The 22,643-nt window shown below is 55.7% G+C and carries 20 protein-coding genes, 4 tRNA genes and 1 pseudogene; 9 read left to right on the top strand and 16 right to left on the bottom strand.

What is annotated here, in order from left to right; all coding sequences use genetic code 11:
- Window positions 1-152: 152 nt before the first annotated feature.
- Both LOY51_RS04290 and LOY51_RS04285 read right to left on the bottom strand, forming a co-directional pair.
- A complete protein-coding gene (locus LOY51_RS04290; RefSeq protein WP_258644793.1) occupies window positions 153-1,235 on the bottom strand; it encodes a HesA/MoeB/ThiF family protein in 1,083 nt (360 codons plus the stop codon).
- Window positions 1,219-2,268: a ThiF family adenylyltransferase gene (locus LOY51_RS04285; protein WP_258644791.1), complete on the bottom strand. Its 1,050-nt coding sequence runs from the start codon at window positions 2,266-2,268 to the stop codon at window positions 1,219-1,221. The genes LOY51_RS04290 and LOY51_RS04285 overlap by 17 nt, the downstream gene beginning before the upstream one ends.
- Window positions 2,269-2,680: 412 nt before the next feature.
- Here LOY51_RS04285 and LOY51_RS04280 point away from each other — a divergent pair, with 412 nt between their 5' ends.
- Complete coding sequence (locus LOY51_RS04280) at window positions 2,681-4,864, top strand: ATP-binding cassette domain-containing protein (protein WP_258644776.1); 2,184 nt, start codon at window positions 2,681-2,683, stop codon at window positions 4,862-4,864.
- A 175-nt stretch (window positions 4,865-5,039) separates the two neighbouring features.
- On the opposite strand, the gene LOY51_RS04275 is transcribed toward LOY51_RS04280, so the two are convergent.
- The 8 genes and pseudogenes from LOY51_RS04275 to LOY51_RS04240 all read right to left on the bottom strand — a co-directional run bounded on the left by LOY51_RS04275 (window position 5,040) and on the right by LOY51_RS04240 (window position 11,528).
- Window positions 5,040-5,729, bottom strand: coding sequence for a hypothetical protein (locus tag LOY51_RS04275; protein ID WP_258644772.1), 690 nt, complete (start codon window positions 5,727-5,729; stop codon window positions 5,040-5,042).
- Window positions 5,730-5,733: 4 nt separating this feature from the next.
- Window positions 5,734-6,837, bottom strand: a complete 1,104-nt coding sequence (locus LOY51_RS04270) for a hypothetical protein (RefSeq protein ID WP_258644769.1) — start codon at window positions 6,835-6,837, stop codon at window positions 5,734-5,736.
- The gene (locus tag LOY51_RS04265; RefSeq protein WP_258644766.1) at window positions 6,834-7,820 is read right to left on the bottom strand and encodes a PD-(D/E)XK nuclease domain-containing protein; all 987 of its coding nucleotides are present in this window, start codon (window positions 7,818-7,820) and stop codon (window positions 6,834-6,836) included. Before LOY51_RS04265 ends, LOY51_RS04270 begins: the two co-directional genes overlap by 4 nt.
- Window positions 7,821-8,404: 584 nt before the next feature.
- Window positions 8,405-8,602 (bottom strand): annotated as a pseudogene (locus LOY51_RS04260) (integrase domain-containing protein); the annotation flags it as partial.
- 283 nt (window positions 8,603-8,885) lie between these two features.
- Window positions 8,886-9,083, bottom strand: a complete 198-nt coding sequence (locus LOY51_RS04255; protein ID WP_232857351.1) for a hypothetical protein — start codon at window positions 9,081-9,083, stop codon at window positions 8,886-8,888.
- 416 nt (window positions 9,084-9,499) lie between these two features.
- Window positions 9,500-10,822 carry a tyrosine-type recombinase/integrase gene (locus tag LOY51_RS04250; protein ID WP_258644763.1) on the bottom strand — a complete coding sequence of 441 codons (1,323 nt, stop codon included), beginning with the start codon at window positions 10,820-10,822 and terminating at the stop codon, window positions 9,500-9,502.
- 161 nt (window positions 10,823-10,983) lie between these two features.
- A tRNA-Thr gene (locus LOY51_RS04245) sits at window positions 10,984-11,059 on the bottom strand.
- A 58-nt stretch (window positions 11,060-11,117) separates the two neighbouring features.
- Window positions 11,118-11,528: a pilin gene (locus LOY51_RS04240; RefSeq protein ID WP_258644760.1), complete on the bottom strand. Its 411-nt coding sequence runs from the start codon at window positions 11,526-11,528 to the stop codon at window positions 11,118-11,120.
- A 211-nt stretch (window positions 11,529-11,739) separates the two neighbouring features.
- On the opposite strand from LOY51_RS04240, the gene LOY51_RS04235 reads away from it, so the two are divergent.
- From LOY51_RS04235 to yacG, 4 genes are read left to right on the top strand one after another with little or no spacing between them, the layout of a single operon-like run.
- Window positions 11,740-12,948 carry a type II secretion system F family protein gene (locus tag LOY51_RS04235; protein ID WP_258644757.1) on the top strand — a complete coding sequence of 403 codons (1,209 nt, stop codon included), beginning with the start codon at window positions 11,740-11,742 and terminating at the stop codon, window positions 12,946-12,948.
- A gap of 2 nt (window positions 12,949-12,950) precedes the next feature.
- Entirely contained in the window at window positions 12,951-13,817 is an 867-nt protein-coding gene (locus LOY51_RS04230; protein ID WP_258644754.1) for a prepilin peptidase, read from the top strand.
- Entirely contained in the window at window positions 13,817-14,440 is a 624-nt protein-coding gene (coaE, locus tag LOY51_RS04225; protein WP_258644747.1) for a dephospho-CoA kinase, read from the top strand. Before LOY51_RS04230 ends, coaE begins: the two co-directional genes overlap by 1 nt.
- Entirely contained in the window at window positions 14,437-14,637 is a 201-nt protein-coding gene (gene yacG / locus LOY51_RS04220; RefSeq protein ID WP_125462598.1) for a DNA gyrase inhibitor YacG, read from the top strand. The genes coaE and yacG overlap by 4 nt, the downstream gene beginning before the upstream one ends.
- A gap of 213 nt (window positions 14,638-14,850) precedes the next feature.
- On the opposite strand, the gene LOY51_RS04215 is transcribed toward yacG, so the two are convergent.
- Complete coding sequence (locus tag LOY51_RS04215; RefSeq protein WP_258644735.1) at window positions 14,851-15,558, bottom strand: energy-coupling factor ABC transporter permease; 708 nt, start codon at window positions 15,556-15,558, stop codon at window positions 14,851-14,853.
- Window positions 15,559-15,644: 86 nt separating this feature from the next.
- On the opposite strand from LOY51_RS04215, the gene LOY51_RS04210 reads away from it, so the two are divergent.
- From LOY51_RS04210 to LOY51_RS04195, 4 genes are all read left to right on the top strand, one after another.
- Window positions 15,645-16,076, top strand: coding sequence for a hypothetical protein (locus LOY51_RS04210; RefSeq protein WP_258644733.1), 432 nt, complete (start codon window positions 15,645-15,647; stop codon window positions 16,074-16,076).
- Window positions 16,077-16,131: 55 nt separating this feature from the next.
- Window positions 16,132-16,761: a DUF1780 domain-containing protein gene (locus tag LOY51_RS04205; protein WP_125462595.1), complete on the top strand. Its 630-nt coding sequence runs from the start codon at window positions 16,132-16,134 to the stop codon at window positions 16,759-16,761.
- A 131-nt stretch (window positions 16,762-16,892) separates the two neighbouring features.
- Window positions 16,893-17,066: a DUF3094 family protein gene (locus LOY51_RS04200; RefSeq protein ID WP_110991747.1), complete on the top strand. Its 174-nt coding sequence runs from the start codon at window positions 16,893-16,895 to the stop codon at window positions 17,064-17,066.
- Between the two features lie 84 nt (window positions 17,067-17,150).
- Window positions 17,151-18,446, top strand: coding sequence for an NAD(P)/FAD-dependent oxidoreductase (locus LOY51_RS04195; protein WP_110991748.1), 1,296 nt, complete (start codon window positions 17,151-17,153; stop codon window positions 18,444-18,446).
- A gap of 183 nt (window positions 18,447-18,629) precedes the next feature.
- Here the strand turns inward: LOY51_RS04195 and LOY51_RS04190 are convergent, their stop codons facing one another.
- The 5 genes from LOY51_RS04190 to clpB form a co-directional block, all read right to left on the bottom strand.
- Window positions 18,630-19,166 carry a dihydrofolate reductase family protein gene (locus tag LOY51_RS04190; RefSeq protein ID WP_258644728.1) on the bottom strand — a complete coding sequence of 179 codons (537 nt, stop codon included), beginning with the start codon at window positions 19,164-19,166 and terminating at the stop codon, window positions 18,630-18,632.
- Window positions 19,167-19,268: 102 nt separating this feature from the next.
- Window positions 19,269-19,344 (bottom strand) — tRNA-Lys (locus LOY51_RS04185).
- Window positions 19,345-19,350: 6 nt separating this feature from the next.
- Window positions 19,351-19,427 (bottom strand) — tRNA-Pro (locus LOY51_RS04180).
- Between the two features lie 4 nt (window positions 19,428-19,431).
- Window positions 19,432-19,507: transfer RNA gene (locus LOY51_RS04175), tRNA-Asn, on the bottom strand.
- Between the two features lie 454 nt (window positions 19,508-19,961).
- Window positions 19,962-22,526, bottom strand: coding sequence for an ATP-dependent chaperone ClpB (clpB, locus tag LOY51_RS04170; RefSeq protein ID WP_125462593.1), 2,565 nt, complete (start codon window positions 22,524-22,526; stop codon window positions 19,962-19,964).
- Window positions 22,527-22,643 lie beyond the last annotated feature (117 nt).

Genomic DNA, 22,643 nt, shown 5'->3' with positions numbered 1-22,643 from the left:
ATTAAAAAAAATCAAAAAAATAAAATCTCTACCCTTAACATTATCCTAATGCCGCTCAGCATTCATCCGCTATTAATTCAACCGATCAGACCGACTACCGGCATTTGCAAGAGGCTTGAGACTACTCAATGCAAATTTTTAACAACTGCAGCTTAACCGCAATATTCACAGCTAGCATTTCGCTGAACAACAAACGCTCCAAAATCAAAATTTTTAAGACTAAATTCCAGACGCTTATTTGTTACGCCCATGAATTCTAATGGAGCACCAAATATCACTTTTATCGCTTCCGTCGCTGTAATCGATGCAGAGAGGCTGCAGAGAGGACCCAAGCTTCCAATCTTTCTATGCTTTCTATTAAGTTTTTTCACGCCAAACAACTCCATCGCATTGATCGGAGCAAGAACCCTGTCAAAACAATGAAAACAAGCTGTAGCGCCTGGAATGACAACCTGCCCCACTAACGTTAGATGCAGATTATAGCCTCCACCGATAATGTGCGATATTCTATTTTTCAAACAATAATCAGAAATAATCTTAGACGTCTGGTCAACGCTCGGATAATCAGCGCAGTTTATAACCATGCCTGGCAAGCTCTGGAGCTGCTCCAGATCCTCAACTGACTGCATTCTTTTCATGCACATGGTCAACTCAACGCCGTAGCAGCGCTTTATATTTTCATAAGCAGCAACTACCTTTGGAACTCCGACATTTTCCTCAAAAAAAAGATCCTGCCTATGGAGATTTGATTCTTCAACTACGTCATCATCCATGACAGTAATATTTTGTACGCCTGCCTTGACTAAGCAATGCAAAACCCAAGTACCTACTGCGCCGAGCCCCACAATCAAAACAGCTTTATCCGCCCCTTTCTGGAGCGACTTGTTGACTTCTGACGTAGAGTGAAAAAAGCCTTCGAGTGTATTTACCAGCCTAGGAAACGAACATAGAATAGACTGTTCGTACTCTTCATCAACCTCAATCAACACATACTTAGACTTAAGAAACAACACAAGATCACATAATTCATCTAGCAACACCTCAGAAAATAGGTCACGAATTGAACTGACTGTCATCACACCATCGAATTGGTGAAGCAATTCAATGATATCGGAGTACTCCAACTCAATTGAAAACCCAACCCGAAGGTTACTGTCAAAAAACTCAACTGTTCCAGCACGACGAACAAGTGCAATGCAGCTTCTAAGCCTAAAAACTTTATTTTCCACAGACATTGCAATTATCCCTAGCTGAAATCTGCACCCACTCAATTTCACCTTTCCCAGTCATAAACTCTCCTCGCTCGGATAGTCTAGACCGATATGCGTCACCACCAGCAAGGTAACTCAGAAGTTGCATACAAGCGTACGATGCTGCAAATAGGGACATACTGCCAAGCCCACCACTACCTCCAATTACATGAGTATCAGTGGTGCTAGACTCATGAACTTTATAAGACGGCTTCCAATCAGCTAATGCTACAGTAAAAAAGCTACTTGAGCAGTCAACACAATTCGACTCACCGGGAATATAGAAGTCCCCTGTACTCATCAGATGAGCGTCAAAACCACCAGCAACATAGAACGGAATATTCTTTGTCCACAAATAACGCCCTAGCTTTACTGAGGTGTGCCCAATATACGGTTCATCTGCAGTATTGACGACCAATGAGGTGCCATCGACAAGCCCGGAAAGCTCAGTAGATGGCAGCAACTTCTCTTGCACGCACACCACATTAACTTCCGAGTTGATTTTCCTAAGATAACGTTCTAATGCGTGTACTTTTGGCTGCCCCACATCATGCGCTGAGTAATATGGATGCCTCTCAAAAGATTGCAACTGAAGCTTCTTATGATCAACAATCGTAAATTTTGACACGCCTGCTCTCGCAAGGCTTATAGCGATTGCCGAGCCAACTGCACCAACCCCAAAAATCACACAGTGAGCATCTACTATTCGCTTATGGGCAACTTCTGCCGGCAACCCAAAAATCCAATCTGACAGGAAGTTCAGTTGCCGCGAATATCGAGAACCTTGGTCTATATTTGATGGCGACTCAAGGACACCATTATCGATCAAATATTTTAACACTGACGCTAGCTCATCGAGATCAAACTCAAATCCCAACTTCTCTATGTGCTTGGATACCGCATTAACACCATCAAGCGCCGACAGCAACTCACTAAAAGCTGGGTCAATCTGGATAGATAACTTTTGCCTAGTATTTATATGGTAAAACTGAATACTGCAAACATCGGCATCAGACATGGACACGTAAACATCCACGCTGTCTTTAATTTTTAAGACAGTATCCTGTATGAAAGCTTCCATTCTTAACCCTACCGAATAAGAAAAGGTGCCAACCTATTGGCACCTTTCCAAAATCAATATTGCAATACGCCAGCGTTTGCCTCGAGATATTCATCCCAAGAATCCAGACTACCGTCGTCCGAACCGATAGCCGGACGGGTGCATACTCTGGTACAGCAATCGCTTCTGCTGCCGGAACAAGTAGTGGTGTACTTTGTTCCAGCTTCAGGATGTTCATTCACCTCAGAAAACTTTAAGCTAACCTTCTTTTTGACCATTGCTAACTCCGTTTACGTTATGGACACAGAGCGAAAACGATACCATAATGGCATAGTCATGTCACTCACAGATTTTAAACCTGGAGTTACCAATGCAAGGAAGTTCAAAAGAGAGACAACTCGTCGTAACTGGCGCAAAAACAAATAACCTGAAGAATTTAAATGTCGCTATAAATTTAAACACTATCACAGCTATAACAGGCATTAGTGGCGGCGGAAAATCATCATTAGCATACGGTACAATTTTCTCGATCTGCAAACAACAATTTAGCCAGCTTGAGCATGGCTCATACGACCATGCAACATATAGTGCAGATTCATTTCATGGCGCCCTTCCTGCAGTGGCGCTAACCCAAAATAATTTTAACTCAAATCCAAAGTCTACTATCTACTCGTATTTAGACATACCTAGCTATCTCTATTCAATCGCACCGAGCACTCACACTAACATTGATCAAACCATTCTTCGCTTAAACAAGCCAGGCAATGAGTGTTCTCATTGCGGAGGAAGCCGACATTCGTTTTCACTGTGTGAGGACTTATTGGTAGATCACTCCAAGTCTTTAGAAAAGATGCCATTTAAATGCTGGACAGGCGCTAACCTTTCTAAACACGGAGCACTACTTCGAGCCTTTTGCGAGGACGAAGGAATAGACTTAAAGAAAACCATCTCGGAGCTGCCAATTTCACACCGGAAAAAGCTATTGACTGGTGAGTCTTCCAATAAATTTAGAATCAGCTTTACGTTTTCGGGCAAGAGAAGAACTAGAGAAGAACGCTATGTTGGGCCAATGAAAATATTGGAGCAGTGTTCTCAGAGCAATAAGATTTCCGAATACGATTTTTTTAGAAAATTCTCGAAACCCTCTCCTTGTATTCATTGCGAGTCTACAGGGATAGATCGTGGAAAATTCATCAAAAGTAAGCTTTACAGCATTTCACTATTCGACCTCATAAGACTTCCAGTCTCCGATCTTGCTGAGAAACTAAAAAAAGCACGGCATAGCTCTTCTCCACCTCTCAACTCACTAATACGGCAACTGGACACATTAATAGAGCTTGACCTTGGATATCTTACACTAGCTCGCCAAATCCCAAGCTTATCAGGGGGGGAACTACAAAAGCTCCGGTTCGCCCAAATATGCAATACACAGATATCAGGCATATTATTCGTCCTCGACGAAATATCCTCCCAGGTTTCCAAAAATCATCACCTACTCCTAATCCAAAAAATGAAGGAGATTTGCGACCGCGGAAATACGATCGTGATGATTGAGCACAATGACTTTTTCATAAGTGCTGCCGACAATATTATATGTGTAGGCCCCGCCCCGGGAGACGAGGGTGGCTATATAGTTCCGTACACCCCTCCCCCACCCATCGAACCTAGGAAATACGAAAATACTACCGAAAGCGACTTGATCCCCCTCCCGAAAGTTAGCAACAACAATGTGAAAGACATTTCGGCGTCAATACCGAAAAACTCATTAACTGCGGTGTGTGGTGTTTCAGGCTCTGGTAAATCTTCATTTGCGCTCGCGATCTCCCAAGCCCTACCACAAGTAAACTATGTATCGCAAAAACAGATGCGAGGAAACATTAGATCTACAATTTCAACCGCGTTAGACTTGAGCAATACAGTTGCAGGTATTTACTCCAAAATTACGGGCGTATCAAAAGACTTTTTCTTGCTCCAACCAGGTAAAGCTGGCTGCTGCATTGAGTGCGGTGGCACAGGATTAGTTGAATTCAGTAGAAGCTTCGAAAAAACACTGAAAATTTCTTGCCCGACCTGCGATGGAGCATCATTCTCAAACGAAGTTGATGACTTCCGAATATCGGAGCTAAACATAAAAGATCTCTACAGCCGAGCACTTCACTCCTTCCCTAAAGAGGTTTTAGATCAGAGCAAGAAAATTGCAAGCATTGTAAAGATTTCCGAGGCATTAGGAATATCTCACTTAAGTATAGGTAGAAAAATCGGAAGCTTATCTGGCGGTGAGTCTCGTCGAGTAAAACTTCTACAAGCTCTAATCTCGCCCAACAAAGAAAAAATTCTGATTATAGATGAACCTGGGGCCGGGCTTGACAGCTTATCTGCTACAAAGGCCATAGGCCATATACATCAGTATGCTAAGCTTTTTAAGGCGATCTTAGTTATAGATCATAAACCTGAAATCTTAAACCAATGTGAATACCTTTTAGAGTTCGGCCCAGGGGCTGGCCCCGACGGTGGCAAGATAGTATATGCCGGTCCCCCAGCGTTTAATGCTTAAGCTCGTAAAGCAGCGAGCTACGTCGGGCTCTGGCTCTTCGACAATTATGCCGAGATAATGGCCAGCTCGCTACTTTGCAATACGGAAGCCTTCCTGCCAAACACTCGGTTTGATACAAAGCCCCACTAAATTTTCGAGTTTCAGGTAGAGCTGAGCGTTCCCGGGGTGGATAGCCTCATCGACTGCTGTTCGCAAGAGTTCGCATTAAGGATTCTCGCAACACTTTGCTAAGTGATTCATCTACGTCGTTCAGGCTGATAGTCGCTGCCCCTGTGTTAGATAAAACTATCGTTCCAGAGTATTGGTCGTTGAGACGGACTCTAACTTTCTCAACTGCGTATTTTCTTTCTCCAACTAGGTCTGAGCACGCATCTTGTATTTTTGTGTCGCCTGAGACAAGAACTTTGGCAAGTGCTTTGTTCTTGAGTTCAAGTTTGGATATTTGAATCATGTCTAAATTGCCGGAGAGGTTCTTTGTAGCTAAGGTCTCCGTAGCCCAGGACGCCACATCAATTTTAAGTGGTTCGATGGTTATTCTGAAATTTGTTATTTCTGAAAATCTATTCAGCAGAGCTTGTACGCTGCGTGGCGGATTGATTAGCTCGAGTGTGGGCGACTCATTGGATACTGTGAAAGCAGACTCTCTGTATTCGGTGCGATCAAAGGCGGTTTCGTTGCCGAATGGGTCGGTGATTGTGTCGGTATAGGTGATTTTCTCAATATATCTTGCCGATAATTCCCCACTTCGAATTTTATCTATGATAAATCCGTGCTGCTGCGTGTCGCTGAAGCTCAAGGATTTTATGCGTGCCGCCAACTGATCGATAGAGCAAGGCCAGTCTATATCCATCCATCGATAGCGCATGATATTAAGCCTCCGACTCGGAGATTAACTCGCTCTTTATTTTGAGGGCTGCTTGTTCAATGATCGAAAAGTACCTAGCCCGGTCAATAGTGTCCACGGCAGTCATGGTCTTACGATGCGCACCTTTGTGATACTTGAACTCTCCCTGCACGCCGTACCTAAACCCTAAGCAATTCTGCTTGTCCTCAAAGCCGGCTTCAAAGCGAATTATGTTGGGCGGGTTTTGAATTTGCTCAGATTTCCACGAAATGTGAGTGATGTAAAATCCACGCTGGCTTAGCTCTTTGTATTCTTTGGACTGAACGAGATTTTGCCCGCTCAAAGCCATGCTGTGGACTACGGCGAACATTTCCATACCTGCTTCGCTTTCAGCCGTTTCTATATCTAAATCTAGCGAATCGCTGGCCTCCTCTCCTCTGTTGAGTGAGGATACTTTGAGATTCATAACGTTTCTAAGTTTAAATCCCGGAAGTTGCGAGATTAGCGATGTGAAAAATTTCGACCGCAATTCAGGTGTTGCCAGCTCGGACAGCTCTACTTTTTCCTGATTGAGCGGAGCCTTCCGGCGTTGCTCTACACACTCTTTGATTGCTTCAACTACACGTTTTGCTTTGTCTGTGGCAGGCAGGCGAACGATCGTCTTCCCACCCTCGACTAAGAAATCAATTTTTGCCTCATTACGTTCACGCTGGAGAAGCTTGGTTCGGTTGTGATTAAACTCGTCGTACTCGACTTTTATTGCGTAGCCACCATCCTTTACGATTCTATGTGTGACTGCTTCGCTTGGGCCTGTTTCTTTGATGTAGGTTTCTACTGCGGCCCTTATATCTTCAATAGGAATCTCATTTCCAAACTGGATATTTGTTGTTTTCTCTCGCCGCCCCGGAGGCTCACGCTTATCAACTATCGCTTCAATATCATGGAAGCCATGAGGAAGCATCGCTATGTAGTCGCACAGGTCATCCCGCTCATCTTTTGTCGAACAGAAAATGCCTCTATCCTTAAGCAATTCACGCAAAACAGCGACTGTCATGCGTTGTTTTCCAGAAATTAAGAGGTCGTAGATATCATTGTCATTAGCGCTGATGTGATTTAAGTAGTCATTCATGACCAGGTTCCAAGGTCTACTGTAGAGAAGGAAGTTTTTATTTCGCTGATGGGCTCATATTTTATTGCAAGCACATACTCGCTCAGGTCGGTGCTCGTGCCTGCTAATCCTTCAATATACTGCTGTTGTGATTTCTGGAATGTTGGTGATGAATTCTCTGAAGGATTCAGAGTTTTTATCTTTACTTCAGTCCTCTCGTCTAGGAGCTCATATTTCCTTAGGATGTCGATAAGATAAATGAATTCGTCGCTAGATTCACCTTTTCGAGAGTAGAATATTACTACCTTTCTCTGAGCACTGCCTTTAGGATCTCGTGCCTCTAAGATTATTACCGGGGAGGTTAGTGTCTCGAGTGTTGCACCTTTGGCTTTTTTGACTTGCAGGTTAGCTTTGCGTACTAATTGGGGGTGATAATAGTAGCAATGCTCTTGCCCTGGTAATTCAGGAACTCGTTTTCCCCGCATGCGTCGGATTTCATTGCTGACATTGTCGAGCCAGAAAATTTCTTTTGGCCCGAGGACGAAAATTCGCTTTCCTTTCGGAAGTTGTAAGCTTTCATTTGCTACGAAGGACAATGAGGCATTGAAATCTGCATCGTATTCGCCATCGTGGTTGTATACGAATAGTAAGCCGCAGATTGAGTAGGTTACATTGTCATGAGCATGCTTTTTTTGCCAGTCTGCACTTTTGTCAGCACACGCAATTTGTTTGCCTAGGCTAATCAACGCTGCCTTGATAGCTGGCGACTTGATCGAGCCTTTTGCGTAGCTCTTGAGGTCGCAGTGAACATAGGTTCGTTGAGCTGAGTACGGTTCGTCATAGTAGTACACGACATCGCACGGATGTGTTGTCACCTCATGCTCTTCTTGTGCTTCGCAAGGCCAGTCGTGATTGGTTGGGCCTACCCGATCCCAAAAGAATTCCGCAAATAAATCGCTTGCTAAGTTCTCAGCCTGTTTAGCAATGTGTTCATTTTCAGCCATATATCTTTATCCTTACATTTTTGGCTTGGATCTAATATCTTTTTACAGAAGCATAATTTCTACTGTGATTTGGTCCGTGGCGCGAGGAGGTTCAAGCGCATATACAGCCTTTTTAATTTCTCGCTGCAAATAGGGCGTGTATGCTGTCACGTTCGATAAATATATGACTTCTGCAAGCATATTTACGCCTCAAAACATAGATGACTTTTGGCCATCATTCTGTCTTTGCTTGTGCTTCAAGGCAAGGGGGCTAGAGCAGTCTATACGTCGGGTGGGACGTGTTCGCCGTTCGGGGTTCTATTGCTTGCCGCCTGTGTACTGACTTTTGCATGGCGGCGTTACCCAAAGAGGAGGACGCTCAATTATCCTAGCTCTCGCTCAGGTTTTTCCTGAGAGGCATCAATCCATGTCGACGATATATCAATGATTTTAAAGGAAAAAACTCTATGAAAACCGGTCGATTTATGCACTGGGAGTAGTGCCTGGGCCCAGGGCGCGGCCTGTAGTGCAGACTGGTTTTCCGTACCAAGGTCCTGTACGAAAAGAGATATCGCAAACACCGCATGGAGCAACCACGCTGCGCAAATACGCCGCGCATCATTGATACCGGGCCACTGTTCTGAACGGCACCACTTCACAAATGCTTGCCACCGATCACACTGTGCCTTCACCGTGCCGTAGTGGCCGCCGCCGAACATGTCTTTTAACGCCTGCGGCCCTGCGTAGCTCAATTGCCTGCCGTAGCCGAAATTGCGGCCATCGCGTCTACCCACCAATGCCATCTCGGTCACCTCATCTCTTGCTCTCCAGTCCTCGCCCCACATCATCCCGCCAAGAATGCTGAGTGTTATCAGGGATCAAGGCCCCTGCGGCCTGTGAGGGTGTCCACTGGCGCGGGACTGGCGGCTCCTTACGACCAGGAGCAAGGGCATCTCATGATCTGGCCTCCTGAACACCGTTACCGGTGGGCGGGTGGAGGCTGCACTGGGTGACGAGACCAGCGCCGCGAGATCCTGAGCCAGGTGCAAGCAGCACTGCGATGACCGGGGCATGCCTGACTGTCAGTCAGGTGCAGTCCATTCCCTGATCTGCGGCACCATCATCTACAGCGCTGTTGCTGGTGACATCGGCGTTTGTCACGCCGATTGTCACGATGGGGATTGCCGCAAAGCCTTGTGCGATCAGGGCTGCAGCAGTGTTAGAAGTGCCCGTCTCTTTCCAGAAGAAAGAGACGGGCACAGGTTGGCGCAAAAATTTGGCCAAGCGGATAGGTTGCTGCAGGGCAGCGAAGTACGGAGTATCTGGCGCACGAGCGCCATATGTATAAGAGCATCCATCACATGGGTAGTGACCGGGCGAGCTGCCGGATGCAAATCGCCCTTGGGGAGAACCACCGCCAGAGCGGCATGACCTTTAAGGCTCGGGTCACCTGGAGTGCTGTCAACGACAGCCTTTGCACTGTCTTTTCTACGCCCGCAATCCGAGAGGGTCAAGCGACTCGCCCACTGGATTTTGCAGTTGAAAATGGCATCGGGCGTGTACGGAATCCCGTGGTTTCCAGTGGCCGATTGGGTGCTTTTGATTTTTTAGGTGAGGTCCATCCAAACAGGGCGGCTTTGCAGCCCTGTTTGGATGGACCCGCGTGGAAAGCGGATCACCGAAATTTCAAAGCCGTGCGCTCACTCGACTGCGCCACGCCTTGCTCGTAGGCTAGAAACGTTTGCCCCGGTCTGATTCGCGAACTCATGCGGCGAGATATGCTCCTGCCGGTTCGCTTCGAGGTAACGGCTCCACCAACTCATGATCATTCGCCGCTCCTCCAGGAACTCGGCCTTGTGGATATACGCCGCCCGAACATTGTTGCGCTCCCTGTGGCTCATCTGCCGCTCAATAGCCGTCTCTGACCACAGCCCGGATTCGACCAAGGCACTGCACGCCATAGACCGGAAGCCATGCCCGCAAATTTCGGTCTTAGTGTCGTAGCCCATGTTCCGCAAAGCGCTGTTGACCGTGTTCTCAGACATAGGCTTCCACGAGCGAGCGTCACTGGTAAACACCAGATCGAAGTACCCCGTGATCGCATGAATCTGTTCGAGCAACGCCACCGCTTGCGGTGACAGAGGGACTAGATGAATGTCGCCCGCCATCTTCGTTCCTCTGGTCGAGTACGGTACGCCGTCCAACGCGGGCCGCGTGTCAGGTATCTCCCATATGCCGCGCTTCAGGTCGAACTCACTCCAACGTGCGAAGCGCAATTCGCTGGAGCGCACGAACACGTGTAGCGACAGCATGACTGTCAGCCGAGTGAGCGTGCGTCCCTTGTAGTTCTCGATGCGATCCATCAACTCTGGCAGACGTGAGAGCGGGAGTGCAGGCCGATGCGTAACCCGTGGCGCGCTGATGAAGCCCTCAAGGTCATATGCAGGGTTTACCGTGATCAACCGCAGTCGTTTCGCCTCACGCATGATGCTCTGAAGGTAGTTTTGTACCCTTAAGGCCACATCGATCGTGCCGCGCTTCTTGATCGCCTCAAGCGGCTGCATGAGGTCGAAGGTATCCAGATCAACGACGGCGCGTGCGCCGAGCAGCGGGAATACGTGAGTTTTCAAGCGACTGAGCACGGTCCTCGAATGGCCAGGCGCCCACTTCACGGACATTTCCTTATGCCAGTCCAAGGCAACGCGCTCAAAGGTGTGCCCTCTGACAACCGCCTCGGCCTTGGCCTGCTGCTTGGACGCAATCGGATCGATGCCCTCAGCCAGCATCCGCTTAGTCTCCAGACGCTTCTGTCGAGCATCTGCGAGACCGATGACGGGATAGTTGCCAAACGAGGTCAGCCCCTCGCGCCCATCCGGTTTCACATACCGGAAGCGCCAGCCTTTGCGTCCATTGGGGTAAACGAGGAGGTAAAGACCGTCACCGTCGAAAAGCTTGTACGGACGGTCAGTAGGTTTGGCCGAGCGGCATGCGGTGTCGGTCAGGGGAGCAGTAGTACGAGCCATAAGGGTAAACCCCTTTATCGAATCGACTTTATCCCAAACGTTACCCCTAAATCGGCTGGCAGCTGTCGGAATCCGACGGAACGCCATAACGAAAAAACCCGCCAGAAGGCGAGTTTTACGGGGGTTCCAGAGATTTTGGTGGCCTTCGCTGGAACCTGAACTGGTGCCGGAGACAGGAATCGAACCTGCGACCTTCGCGTTACGAGTGCGCTGCTCTACCGACTGAGCTACACCGGCGTGTTGCGCAACGTACCACTGCCGTGTGCGTTACGCAAACCCCTGTTCCACCTCACTTTCACTGCACCTTGCAGCCATTCGGGGCGAGGTCTTCCTCGACCGTGGTGGTGCAGCTCCAGCCGGCCTGGGTGCGGGTGAGCGTGAGGGTTTTGCCGAGCACGTTGGCGGGGGCTTCGGCCAGGGTGCAGACGATGCTGCCGGTGCCGTCGGCAGCGGTGCCGGTGGCGGTGATGGCGCAGTGGGCGGTGGCGGCCTGGCCGCCGAGGCTGGCGACGTCGGGGACGTTCTTGCCGTCGTTCAGGCGGATGTCCATCGGGGTCTTGAGGGCGGAGATTTCCAGCAGGGCGGCCGCGGTTTTGGCGCGGGCCTGGTGGTTGGTGTACATCGGGATGGCGATGGTCGCCAGGATGCCGATGATCGCGACGACGATCATCAGTTCGATCAGGGTGATGCCGCGTTGCCCTTTCATAGGCGGTATTCCTTCGTAATGCGTGGAGGCGCGGGGGCGCTGGGGCCCTGCCGGCAGGCGCGCAGTAGGCCTGAACCGACACCTTTTGTCACCCCTGGCTGGCGGGGCGGGCTTGGTGCTGAACTACTCTAGTGACCGTCATGGGATCGCGCCCGCTGTCGGGCCCGGCAAGCTGTTACGGGGCTTGTCGCTTCACTGCAAAGGACTTTGCATGCCACCGTCTACCCGCCTCTACGCCTGGGAGGGCATCGATGCCGCCGGGGTTCGTCAACAGGGCCAGCAGCCTGGGCGCAGCGCGGCGTTCGTGCGGGCGTGGCTGCAGCGCCAGGGCATTCGCGCTACGCGGGTGCAGCCGGCGGGGGGCTGGCGATGGCGCTGGCCGCAGCGCGAAGGCAAAACGGATGCGCCGGGGTTCAGCCGGCAGCTGGCGACCTTGCTGACGGCGGGGGTGCCGCTGTTGCAGGCGTTCGAGGTGATGGCGCGCAGCAACACGGGCAGCGGCATGAGTGGGCTGCTGGCACAGTTGAAACGGGATGTGGCGGCGGGGTTGGGGCTGGCGGATGCCTTGCAGCGCCACCCGGCGTGGTTCGATGCGCTGTATTGCAATCTGGTGCGGGTGGGTGAGCATTCCGGCACGCTGGACCGGCAACTGGAACAGATGGCGACCATGCTGGAGAAACGCCAGGCGCTGCGGCAGAAGGTGCGCAAGGCGATGTTGTATCCGGCGCTGCTGCTGTTGACCGGGCTGGGGGTGGCGGCGTTGTTGCTGCTGGAGGTGGTGCCGCGGTTCCAGAGCCTGTTCGCCAGTTTCGACAAGGCATTGCCAGCCTTCACCCAGTGGGTGATCGACTTATCCACAGCGCTGGGCAATCACGCGGTGTGGCTGGTGGTGCTGATGGCGGCATTGGGGCTGGGCACGCGTGAACTGTATCGGCGACATGTGCCTGCGCGCTTGTGGATGTTGCGGCTGATCTTGCGGGTGCCGGTGGCCGGGCGTTTGCTGGGCCATGCGGCGTTGGCGCGGTTCGCCCGTTGCCTGGCGACATCCTATGCGGCGGGGGTGGCGTTGCTGGATGCGTTGCAGACGGTGGCGCCGGTGAGTGGTGACAGCCTGCACGAGCGGGCGATCCTGGCCCTGCGCCAGGGCGTGGCGAACGGGCTGGGCCTGCACCAGGCGATGGAGGCGGACGCGCTGTTCCCGCCGTTGTTGCGCCAGCTGGTGGCGGTCGGCGAGGCCAGCGGCACGCTGGACCTGATGCTGGACAAAGCCGCGCTACATTATGAAGAGCAGGTGAGCCAGGGGCTGGAGCAGTTGACCACGCTGCTGGAGCCGGCCATCGTGCTGATTCTCGGGCTGCTGGTGGGGGGCCTGGTGGTGGCGATGTATCTACCCATATTCCAGTTGGGCAGCCTGATCTGAACATGAATGCCTGGACCTTAGTCGTCGAACACCCTGCGATTTTCTACAGCCTTGCCGTGGTGCTGGGGTTGTTGGTGGGCAGTTTTCTCAATGTGCTGGCCTATCGGTTGCCGATCATGCTCGAGCGCCAGTGGCAGCGGGAGGCGCAGGCAGTGCTGGGGTTGCCGGGGGACGCGCACGAGCGCTTCGATCTGTGCTTGCCGGCCTCTCGCTGCCCCCATTGCCAACACCGGATTCGTGCTTGGGAGAACATTCCGGTCTTGAGTTACCTGGTATTACGCGGGCGCTGTTCGGCGTGCAAGGGGCAGATCAGTGCGCGCTATCCCTTGGTGGAGCTTGGGTGTGCCCTGCTTTCGCTGCTGGTGGCATGGCATTTCGGGCCGGGCATCGAAGCCTTGCTGGTGATGGTGCTGACCTGGGGCCTGATCGCTTTGAGCCTGATCGATGCCGAGCACCAGTTGCTGCCGGATGTGCTGGTGCTGCCGTTGCTCTGGCTGGGGCTGGTGGTCAATGCCTTCGGGCTGCTGGTGCCGCTGACCGATGCGGTATGGGGCGCGGTGGCGGGTTACCTGAGCCTGTGGTCGGTGTTCTGGGTGTTCAAGCTTCTGACCGGCAAGGACGGCATTGGCCAGGGCGACTTCAAGCTGCTGGCGATGCTCGGCGCCTGGGGCGGCTGGCAGATCCTGCCGCTGACGCTGATGCTCGGGTCGTTGGCCGGGGCGCTGATCGGGCTGATTCTGGTGCGCCTGCGCCGGGCGCAGATGGGCGTTGCGCTGCCCTTCGGGCCTTATCTGGCCATTGCGGGCTGGATCGCAGTGCTCTGGGGTGATGAAATAGTCGCCTCTTACCTGCAACTGCTTGGAACCTGATGAGCACAGCGCCCTTCACCCCCTGGATTCTCGGTTTGACCGGCGGCATCGGCAGCGGCAAGAGCGCCGCCGCCGAGCGCTTCGTCGCGTTGGGCGTGCACCTGGTCGATGCCGACCAGGCCGCGCGCTGGGTCGTCGAACCTGGCCGCCCTGCCCTGGCCCGCATCGTCGAGCGCTTCGGCCCTGGTGTATTGCAGGCAGACGGCCAGCTCGACCGCACCGCCCTGCGCCAGCTGATCTTCGCCGACCCTGCGCAGCGGCAGTGGCTGGAGCAATTGCTGCACCCGCTGATCGGGCAGGAGATTTTCAGCTACCTGGCCAAGGCCGAGTCGCCTTATGCGGTGTATGTTTCGCCGCTGCTGATCGAGTCGGGGCAGTTCAACAAGGTGCAGCGCATCCTGGTGGTCGATGCCCCTACCGAGTTGCAGGTGCAGCGCACCCTGCAGCGCGACAACACCAGCCCTGAACAGGTGCAGGCGATTCTCAAGGCCCAGTTGGCCCGGGAAGAACGCCTGCGCCACGCACATGATGTGGTGGTCAACGATCGTGACCTGCAATCGCTGCACGACGAGATTGACCGCCTGCACCACTTTTACCTGACTTTGCGAGGAGGCCAGCCATGAGCCAGCCGATGACCGTTGATTGCCCGACCTGTGGCGCGCCCGTGGAATGGGGGGAGCAGAGCCCGTTTCGGCCGTTCTGTTCCGACCGTTGCAAATTGATCGATCTGGGGGCCTGGGCGGCCGAGGAGCACAAGATTGCAGGCGCCGATGAGTCCGAGGATGAGTTGTATTCGGGGGATCTGGAGCCTCGGCACTGAGCCTGGATTTTTGCTTGCCTGTGCCGGCCTCATCGCTGGCAAGCCAGCTCCCACAGGGATCGCGCTAGCATCAGCAGCTGAGCAAGACAGTTGCTCCTACAGCTAAGGCCAAGCCTGGCGCAGCAAGTACCGACGCCATCGCGGGGCAAGCCCGCTCCCACGAGTGATACGCCATTAGTGGCCCCGTGGGAGCGGGCTTGCCCCGCGATGCTTTCAGCGGTCGTCATCCTTCCACGGCGCCTGCAGGTAGCGGGTGCGGTTGAACGTCTCCAGCCACTCCGGGCTGAACACCACCAGCGCACTGATCACCATGCCGTTGATGAACGCCTCGGGGAACATCATCAGCCACAGGTAGCCGACGAAGTCGCTCAGCCACTCCGGCATGGCGAAGCGCTCGTCCATCCACAACAGCCCCAGCCCGGCCATCAGGCACACTAGCACCGTCAGGGCGGCGGGGAAAAAACCGCAACAGAAGATATAGACGAACAGGTTACGCGGCTGCGCGCGTTCGACCAGGATCGCGCACACCTCGGTGACCAGCACCGGCAGGCCTACGATCAACAGGCCGTTGACGCCGATCGCGGCCAGGTCCTGGCGGCCAAGCAGCAGCAAACCGAGCTGGGCAAGAAAGCCGCCAAGCACCGCCAGCGGCCAGTCCAGCAGCAGGGTCACGGCGGTCATGCCGATGAAGTGATAGGACACGCCAGTGTCGAAGTCGCGGCGCACCAGCCACAGGGCAAACAAGCCGAACACGGTGCCGAACAACAGGTGCTGGCGGCGAGTATCGGTGAGCAGCTCGACCCAGCGGGTGCGGCTGATGGCCCAGACCAGCAGGGGCACGTAACCGAGCCAGCCAAGGGTGAGGCTGGTGCTGGACAAGACCTGTGCGCTGATCACCTGAGCAATATCCCTGTCGGCCATGTGGACAAGCCTGAGTCTACACCCATTCTCCCTTGCGTCCGGTTGCTATAGGCTGGCATCTCCATTCGATGCAGGAAGCGTCCGCCATGCCTGAAGGGCTCAATCTGCCACTGCTGTTGGGCGCGGTATTCAGCGCGGTCGCGGGCCTGCTGCACCTGGCGATCATCCTGGTCGGGCCGCGCTGGTACCGCTTGTTCGGCGCGGGCGAGCGCATGGCCAGGGCCGCCGAGCAGGGGCGTAGCTACCCGGCACTGGTCACCACGGCCATTGCGCTGGTGTTGCTGGCCTGGTCGGCCTATGCGCTGTCTGCTGCCGGGCTGATCAAACCGCTGCCCTTCCTGCTGCCGGTGATCTGCCTGATCACCCTGGTGTACCTGGCTCGCGGCCTGCTGGGCCCGGTACTGCTGGCCGGCACGGGGCGGACTCGGCGGTTTATCGCGGTCAGTTCGGTGATCTGCCTGGGGGGCGGGCTGCTGCATTTGCTGGGGATCGTTCAGCAATGGCTGGTACTGGCCTGATTCCCACGCACAAACAGCATCTTACCGTCATCGTTTAGCGACTAAGCTTGTCCCCATGGATGACTCCGACTACTTGCGCCTGCTTACCATCCAGGCCGAACAAGCCAATGCCTTTCTCTCCAATGCGCGCAAATGGGAACGCGAGCGTTGGGTGTGCCAGCGCCTGCTGCAAGGGTTGAACATCGCCTACCGCAGCGAGGACTTCACCCCGGCCGGGCAGGAGCCGCCGGATGTGCTGTTCCGCGATGCAGCGTTCGAGGTGTTCTTCGTGCTCGACGAGGGCCGGCGCCTCAACGATGAATGGCGCGAAGAGCTGCAACGCCGGCGCAGCGCGTTTTCCCTGAGCCAGCTGGTGCGTCGCGAAGCACGGCCGCGGCGCATCCCGGCCCAGGAGCTGCTGGCGCGCCTGGCGCCGACCTTGCGCAAGAAGGCGCATAACTACCGGGAGCGCGGGCTGGATTTGAGCGAGCTGGACATCATCGCCTTCGCCAGCCTCAAGCGCGAGGTGCTCGACCTCAACAGCCATTTCCCGCCCCCCACCGAATACCTGCGCCAGGGCTGGCGTTCGCTGTCGCTGGTGGGGCCGACCTTTGCCCGGGTGCTGTTCGCCCACCCGGATGCGCCGGATTTCTTGCGTGCCAACCTGGGGCGCAGCATCGTGTTCGATGTGGGCATCAGTCTTTGATCCAGTGCCGAGAGTCTTTGCGATCACGTACACTCGGCGCCAGAGATAGAACGCATTATCATTCGTTCCACGCGTTTGCGTGAACGCTGTGGCGTACACGCAGTCACAAACGTCTATCTACGAGGCCCACCATGACCAGCCGCCTGAATCCTGAAGATCAGCGTCGCGTCGATGAGTACTTGAGTGCCCCCCAGCATCGTGTCGAGCGCAGGCCTTTCCGGCCGTTGCTGCTCCTGTTGCTGGTGGTGGCCGTGACCATCGGTCTGGGCCTGTTGAGCCGCCTGTTGAGTGGACTGGTGCTATGAGCTGCCTTGCGCTCGCCCTCCCCTCTGCTGCGTTGCGGCCGGGCCTTGTGCCCACGAATTCCGTAAAACTTGTGAGATATCCCTATGACTCATCGCATCGTGATTGTCGGCGGCGGCGCCGGCGGCCTGGAACTGGCGACCCGCCTGGGTAAAAGCCTGGGCAAGCGCAAACAGGCCGAGATCACCCTGGTTGATGCCAACCTGACGCACATCTGGAAACCGCTGCTGCACGAAGTGGCGGCCGGTTCGCTGAACTCCTCGGAAGATGAACTGAACTACGTGGCCCAGGCCAAGTGGAACCACTTCAACTTCCAGATGGGCCGCATGAGCGGCCTGGACCGCGAAAGCAAACAGATCCAGCTGGCCGCTACCCTCGACGACGAAGGCCGCGAGCTGCTGCCTGCGCGCACCCTGGGTTACGACACCCTGGTGATTGCAGTAGGCAGCAACACCAACGACTTCGGCACCCTGGGCGCGGCGCAGCACTGTCTGTTCCTCGACAGCCGCAAGCAGGCCGAGCGCTTCCACCAGCAGCTGCTCAACCACTACCTGCGCGCCCATGCCGGCGATGTGGCCAGCGAGAAGATCAGCGTGGCCATCGTCGGCGCCGGTGCCACCGGTGTTGAGCTGGCGGCCGAACTGCACAACGCCGCCCATGAACTGGCGGCCTACGGCCTGGACAAGATCCAGCCCAAGGACATGCACATCACCCTGATCGAGGCTGGCCCACGCGTACTGCCGGCGCTGCCCGAGCGCATCAGCGTGCCGGTGCACAAGACCCTGGAAAAACTCGGGGTGACGGTGATGACCAACGCCTCGGTCAGTGAAGTGACCGAAGATGGCCTGAAAACGGCGTCCGGCGAAGTGATCCAGGCCAGCCTGAAGGTGTGGGCGGCAGGTATTCGTGCGCCGGGCTTCCTCAAGGACATCGACGGCCTGGAAACCAACCGCATCAACCAGCTGGTGGTGCGCCCGACCCTGCAGACCACCCGCGACGACAATATCTTCGCTTTCGGTGATTGCGCCGCCTGCCCGCAGCCGGGCAGCGACCGCAACGTGCCGCCACGGGCCCAAGCCGCGCACCAGCAGGCGTCGCTGCTGGCCAAGAGCCTGAAGGCGCGCCTGGAGAACAAGGCGCTGCCGACCTACGAGTACAAGGACTATGGCTCGCTGGTGTCGCTGTCGCGCTTCTCGGCGGTGGGCAACCTGATGGGTAACCTGATGGGCAGCGTGAAGCTGGAAGGCTGGCTGGCGCGGATGTTCTATGTGTCGCTGTACCGCATGCACCAGATGGCGCTGTATGGGTTCTTCCGCACGGCGATGCTGATGCTGGGTAGCAAGATTGGGCGCGGGACCGAGCCTCGCCTGAAGCTGCACTGAGGCATCAAGATCCTGGGGCTGCTGTGCAGCCCTTTCGCTGGCAAGCCAGCTCCCACATGGATTGCGCCATCCCCTAGGCCAGCGCTGTACCTGTGGGAGCCCGCTCCCAAATGGATCGCGCCATCCTCTGGGCCAGCGCTGTACCTGTGGGAGCCGGCTTGCCGGCGATGGCCTTAACGCGATTTATCTGACCACGCGATACGTGCTCTGCACGAACCCACTCTCGTAACTGGTCGTCTTCATGTGCTGCAACAGCACATCCTTCGCCAACTCGCCAAACAGCGGTATCCCCTGCCCCAGCAGCACGGGAATGCGGGTAATGGTCAGCTCGTTCACCAGCCCCTCGCGCAAGAACCCCTGAATCAACTTGCCGCCATCCAGGTACAGGCTTTTCGCGCCCGTGGCCTGCAGGTGCTCAAGCAATTCCGGGATCGGCCCGGGATGCAGCTCGATTTGCTCCGGCGCGCCCGCCGGTAACTTCCCAAGGCTGGTGCTGACCACCACCACGCGGGTGTCCGGGTAAGGCCACTGGCCGAAGGTCATCACCTTGTCGAAGGTGCCGCGCCCCATCACCAAGGTATCGACGCCGGCCATGAACCCCACATAGCCATGGTCATCGGCCGACTCGGTCGCCCCCATCAACCAATCAAGGCCGCCGTCTTCACGGGCGATGAAGCCATCCAGGCTGGTGGCGATGAACACACTGGCTTTCAAAGGCATGGCGCGGCGCTCCTGCGGGCAAAGCGCACAGGGTAGCAAGGGCGGGAATATAAATCGCGGGCAAAAGAAAAAGGGCATCTCTTTCGAGATGCCCTCTTTACATGGTGGGTCGTGTAGGATTCGAACCTACGACCAATTGGTTAAAAGCCAACTGCTCTACCAACTGAGCTAACGACCCTGAAAATGGTCGGGGTGAGGGGATTCGAACTCCTGACATCCTGCTCCCAAAGCAGGCGCGCTACCGGACTGCGCTACACCCCGAGATTGGCTCCGCGACCTGGACTCGAACCAGGGACCCAATGATTAACAGTCATTTGCTCTACCGACTGAGCTATCGCGGAACTGAACTTCGGTACAACTTACTTCACTGCTACTCCGAAGACTGTGTTCGCTTCGGACTCTTTAGCTTCGCTGCTTTCGCTTTGTCGCTGCTGAGGCCGGCTATTCTACATTCTTCGTTTTGCTTGTCAACCCCTTTTTTTCATTCAACTTACTGATTTGTAAGTTGTTTTGCGGTCACCGGTGTTGCTGGTGATTCGCTTAGTGGCTGACAACGCGGCGTATATTAGGGGCACTCCCTTTTCCTGGCAAGCGTTTTTTTCAAAAATTTCAGCAAGTTATGAAAAAAACTCGGAAAGACCCGATTTTGCTGGGCCGGCGCCGGCCCCATCGCGGGGCAAGCCCGCTCCCACGAAGGCTGGACACTGTGCGTGGGAGCGGGCTTGCCCCGCGATGGTGTCGACCCAAGCACAAAAAAAAGCCCCGCTTTCGCGGGGCTCTGCAGTTCAACAATGATCAGGCAAAGACGATTTCGTCGCCTTCCACCTTGGCCGTGATCGCCGCACCTGGCAGGAACTGCCCACCGAGGATCAACTGCGCCAACGGGTTTTCGATCCAGCGCTGGATCGCACGCTTGAGCGGCCGTGCGCCATACACAGGGTCGTAACCCACCGCGATCAGCTTGTCCAAGGCCTCTGGGCTAAGGCTCAGGCTCAGCTCGCGCTCCAGCAGGCGGCTGCGCAGGCGGCCCAGCTGGATCTCGGTGATACCGGCGATCTGCTCGCGGCCCAGTGGCTCGAACACCACCACTTCGTCGATACGGTTGATGAACTCGGGCCTGAAGTGCGCGCCCACCGCATCCATCACCGCCGCACGCTGCGCCTCGCGGTCACCCACCAGTTCCTGGATCTGCGCCGAGCCCAGGTTGGAGGTCATCACGATCACCGTGTTGCGGAAGTCCACGGTGCGGCCGTGGCTGTCGGTCAGACGGCCGTCTTCAAGCACCTGCAGCAGCACGTTGAACACATCCGGATGAGCTTTCTCCACCTCGTCCAGCAGCACCACCGAGTACGGCTTGCGGCGCACGGCCTCGGTCAGGTAACCGCCCTCTTCATAACCTACATACCCTGGTGGGGCACCGATCAGACGCGCCACGGAGTGTTTCTCCATGAACTCGGACATGTCGATGCGCACCATGGCCTCTTCGGTGTCGAACAGGAACTCGGCCAGGGCCTTGCACAGCTCGGTCTTGCCCACGCCGGTCGGGCCGAGGAACAGGAACGAGCCGCTGGGGCGGTTCGGGTCGGACAGCCCGGCGCGGGAACGGCGCACGGCGTTGGCCACGGCGGTGACCGCTTCGTGCTGGCCGATCACCCGCTGGTGCAGCAGCTCTTCCATCTTCAGCAGCTTCTCGCGCTCGCCTTCGAGCATCTTGGCCACCGGGATGCCGGTCCACTTGGAGACCACTTCGGCGATCTCTTCCTCGGTCACCTTGTTGCGCAGCAGCTGGTTCTCGCTCTTGCCGTGCTGATCGACCATCTGCAGGCTGCGCTCCAGGTCCGGGATGACCCCGTACTGCAGCTCGGCCATGCGGCTGAGGTCGCCTTTGCGGCGGGCGGCTTCGAGCTCCTGGCGGGATTGCTCGATCTTCTGCTGGATCTGCGCCGAACCCTGCACCTCGGCTTTCTCGGAGGCCCAGATTTCTTCGAGGTCGGAGTACTCGCGCTCCAGCCGCTCGATTTCTTCGGTCAGTTTCTCCAGACGTTTCTTCGCCGCTTCGTCTTCTTCTTTCTTCAGCGCCTGGGATTCCACCTTCAGCTGGATCAGACGGCGGTCGAGGCGGTCAAGCACCTCCGGCTTGGAGTCGATCTCCATGCGGATGCGGCTGGCGGCTTCGTCGATCAGGTCGATGGCCTTGTCCGGCAGCTGACGGTCGGTGATGTAGCGGTGGCTGAGCTTGGCCGCGGCGATGATCGCGCCATCGGTGATGGCCACCTTGTGGTGCACTTCATAGCGCTCTTTCAGGCCGCGCAGGATGGCGATGGTGTCTTCCTCGCTCGGCTCTTCGACCAGCACCTTCTGGAAGCGGCGCTCGAGGGCGGCGTCCTTCTCGATGAACTGGCGGTACTCGTTGAGCGTGGTGGCACCTACGCAGTGCAGCTCGCCACGGGCCAGGGCCGGCTTGAGCATGTTGCCGGCGTCCATGGCGCCCTCGCCCTTGCCGGCGCCGACCATGGTGTGTAGTTCGTCGATGAACAGGATGATCTGGCCTTCCTGCTTGGACAGCTCGTTGAGCAGGCCTTTGAGGCGCTCTTCGAATTCGCCGCGGTACTTGGCGCCAGCGATCAGCGCACCCATGTCCAGCGCCAGCAGGCGCTTGCCTTTGAGGCCGTCGGGCACTTCACCGTTGATGATGCGCTGGGCCAGGCCTTCGGCGATGGCGGTCTTGCCCACGCCGGGCTCACCGATCAGCACCGGGTTGTTCTTGGTACGGCGCTGCAGCACCTGCACGGTGCGGCGGATTTCGTCGTCACGGCCGATCACCGGGTCGAGCTTGCCTTCCTCGGCACGCTTGGTGAGGTCGACGGTGTACTTGTCCAGAGCCTGGCGCGACTCTTCGGCATTGGCGTCATTCACCGCCGCGCCGCCGCGCAGGTTGTTGATGGCATTTTCCAGGGCCTTCTTGGTCACGCCCTGGCCGAGCAGCAACTTGCCGACCTTGCTGTTCTCGTCCATGGCGGCGAGCAACACCAGTTCGCTGGAGATGAACTGGTCACCCTTCTGCTGGGCCAGGCGGTCGGCCTGGTTGAGCAGGCGCGCCAGGTCCTGGGACATGTTCACGTCGCCGGTGGGGTTCTGGATTTTCGGCAGTTGGTCGAGCTCCTTGGTCAACGCCTTTTTCAGGCTGTTGATGTCGAAGCCCACTTGCATCAGCAATGGCTTGATCGAGCCGCCCTGCTGGTCGACAAGCGCCTGCAGCAGGTGCAGGGGCTCGATGGCCGGATGGTCCATGCCCACGGCCAGGGATTGGGAATCGGATAACGCGAGTTGCAGCTTGCTGGTCAGTCGGTCTATTCGCATGGGGATACCTTCCTATAAAGGGCAGGCGGAGCGATGGATAGCACCTGTATGAAGAACCTGCCTGAGATGACCAATAGATAGGGGTGATTCTGGAAGATTCAAGCGTAGCGGGGTTGA

It is taken from the genome of Pseudomonas sichuanensis (assembly GCF_024749065.1).
Classification (GTDB): domain Bacteria; phylum Pseudomonadota; class Gammaproteobacteria; order Pseudomonadales; family Pseudomonadaceae; genus Aquipseudomonas; species Aquipseudomonas sichuanensis.
The sequence above is the reverse complement of the archived record's forward strand: the minus strand, read 5'-3'. Positions and strand labels throughout refer to the sequence as shown.